The sequence below is a fragment of the Bradyrhizobium sp. genome (genome assembly GCF_028868675.1).
Classification (GTDB): domain Bacteria; phylum Pseudomonadota; class Alphaproteobacteria; order Rhizobiales; family Xanthobacteraceae; genus Bradyrhizobium.
The window spans coordinates 1-2380 of sequence record NZ_JAGWUA010000350.1; the positions used below are offsets into that span (position 1 = coordinate 1).

General features: G+C 65.1%; 2 protein-coding genes. Both read left to right on the forward strand.

The window, feature by feature from the left end; all coding sequences use genetic code 11:
• Positions 1-855, forward strand: an 855-nt coding sequence (locus KGM94_RS24915; protein ID WP_300265318.1) for a 4Fe-4S dicluster domain-containing protein, incomplete at its 5' end; no start/stop codon positions are given.
• Positions 825-2380: 2-oxoacid:acceptor oxidoreductase subunit alpha (locus KGM94_RS24920; protein ID WP_300265321.1), on the forward strand; the 1556-nt coding region annotated here is incomplete at its 3' end. The genes KGM94_RS24915 and KGM94_RS24920, both read left to right, overlap by 31 nt.

Sequence of the window (2380 nt, forward strand, 5' to 3'; positions counted from 1 at the left end):
GTGCGCGCCGAATACGACGCCAAGGGCCGCCGCAACCTGGTGCCCTCGGGCGAGCCCGACCAGACCTTCGAATGCGACGACGTGCTGGTCGCGGTCGGCCAGGAGAACGCCTTCCCCTGGATCGAGCGCGACTGCGGCATCGAGTTCGACAAATGGGGCATGCCCAAGGTCGACGCCAAGACCTTCGTCTCGACCAACCCGAAGGTGTTCTTCGGCGGCGACGCCGCCTTCGGCCCGAAGAACATCATCTGGGCGGTGGCGCACGGCCACGATGCCGCGCTGTCGATCCACCGGATGCTGTCGGGCGAGGACATCCACGAGCGGCCGCTGCCGGAGGTGCATGTTTCCTCGCAGAAGATGGGCATCCACGAGTGGAGCTATGACAACGACATCTCCGCCGACAAGCGCTTCAAGGTGCCGCATCGCGACAAGGTGATTGCGCTGAAGGACATCCGCGCCGAAGTCGAACTCGGCTACGACGTCAAGCTCGCGCTCGGCGAGGCGCATCGCTGCCTGAACTGCGACGTGCAGACGGTGTTCTCGACCTCGCTGTGCATCGAATGCGACGCCTGCGTCGACATCTGCCCGATGGATTGCATCACCTTCACGCAGAACGGCGAGGAGGCCGACCTGCGCCAGCGGCTGAAGGCACCGTCGCAGCACCCCGACCAGGATCTCTACGTCTCCTCCGACCTGAAGACCGGGCGCGTGATGGTGAAGGACGAGGACGTCTGCCTGCATTGCGGGCTGTGCGCCGAACGTTGCCCCACCGGCGCCTGGGACATGCAGAAGTATTTCATCGAAATGACCCACGCAGGTTCGTCATGCCCGACAAAAAGCCGATCAGCAGCGTAAACGACTTCGTCGTCCGCTTCGCCAACGTCAACGGGTCGGGCTCGGCCTCTGCCAACGAGATGTTCGCGCGCGCCATCCTGCGCCACGGCGTGCCGGTCTCGCCCCGCAACATCTTCCCCTCCAACATCCAGGGCCTGCCGACCTGGTACGAGGTGCGAGTGACGGAGGACGGCCATCTCGGCGCGCGCGGCGGCGTCGACATGATGGTGGCGATGAATCCGCAGACCTGGGACAAGGACGTCGCCGGCATCGAGCCGGGCGGCTATCTATTCTACGATTCCACCAAGCCGATGCCGTCGACGAAATTCCGCGACGACGTCACCGTGATCGGCGTACCGCTGACCGCGATCACCAACTCGACCTACACCGATCCGCGGCAGCGCCAACTGTTCAAGAACATCATCTATCTCGGCGCGCTCTGCGCGCTGCTCGATATGGATCCGAAGCTCGTCGAGCAGCTGATCGGCGAGCAATACAAGGGCAAGGAGAAGCTGCTCTCCTCCAACGTCCACGCGCTGCACCTCGGCCGCGACTGGGCGCTGCAGAACCTGAAATGCCCGATCGGGCTGCGGGTCAAGAAATCCGACAAGGTCGGCGACCGCATCTTCATCGAGGGCAACAACGCGGCCGCGCTCGGCGCGGTCTATGGCGGCGCCACCGTCTGCGCCTGGTACCCGATCACGCCGTCATCGTCGGTCGCGGAAGCCTTCACCAGCCACTGCAGGAAGTACCGCCACGACCCCAAGACCGGAAAGGCGAAATACGCCATCGTCCAGGGCGAGGACGAGCTGGCTTCGATCGGCATCGTCATCGGCGCCTCCTGGAACGGCGCGCGCGCCTTCACTGCGACGTCGGGCCCCGGCATCTCGCTGATGACCGAATTCATCGGCCTGTCCTACTTCGCCGAGATTCCGGCCGTGATCATGAACATTCAGCGCGCCGGCCCCTCGACGGGCATGCCGACCCGCACCCAGCAATGCGACATCATCGCCTGCGCCTATGCCTCCCACGGCGACACCAAGCACGTGCTGCTGTTCCCCGAAGATCCGGCCGAGGCGTTCGAGTTCGCGGCTGTCGCCTTCGATCTCGCCGAGCGGCTGCAGACGACGATCTTCCTGATGCTCGACCTCGACATCGGCATGAACCACCGCCTCTGCCGGCCGCTGAAGTGGGACGATTCGCGGCAATACGACCGCGGCAAGGTGATGACGGCGGAGATGCTCGAGGAAGGCCGCGACTTCGGCCGCTATCTCGACGTCGACGGCGACGGCATCCCCTACCGCACCTATCCCGGCACGCACCCGACCAAAGGCTCCTACTTCACGCGCGGCACCTCGCGCGACCGCTATGCGCGGTACTCCGAGGAAGGCCCGGTTTACGCCGACAACATGCAGCGCCTGGTGCGCAAGTTCGAGACCGCGCAGGACCTGGTGCCGCGGCCGCTACAGGCCAACGCCGCCAAGCCGACCAAATACGGCGTGATCTATTTCGGCTCGACCTCGCCGGCGATGGACGAGGCGATCGG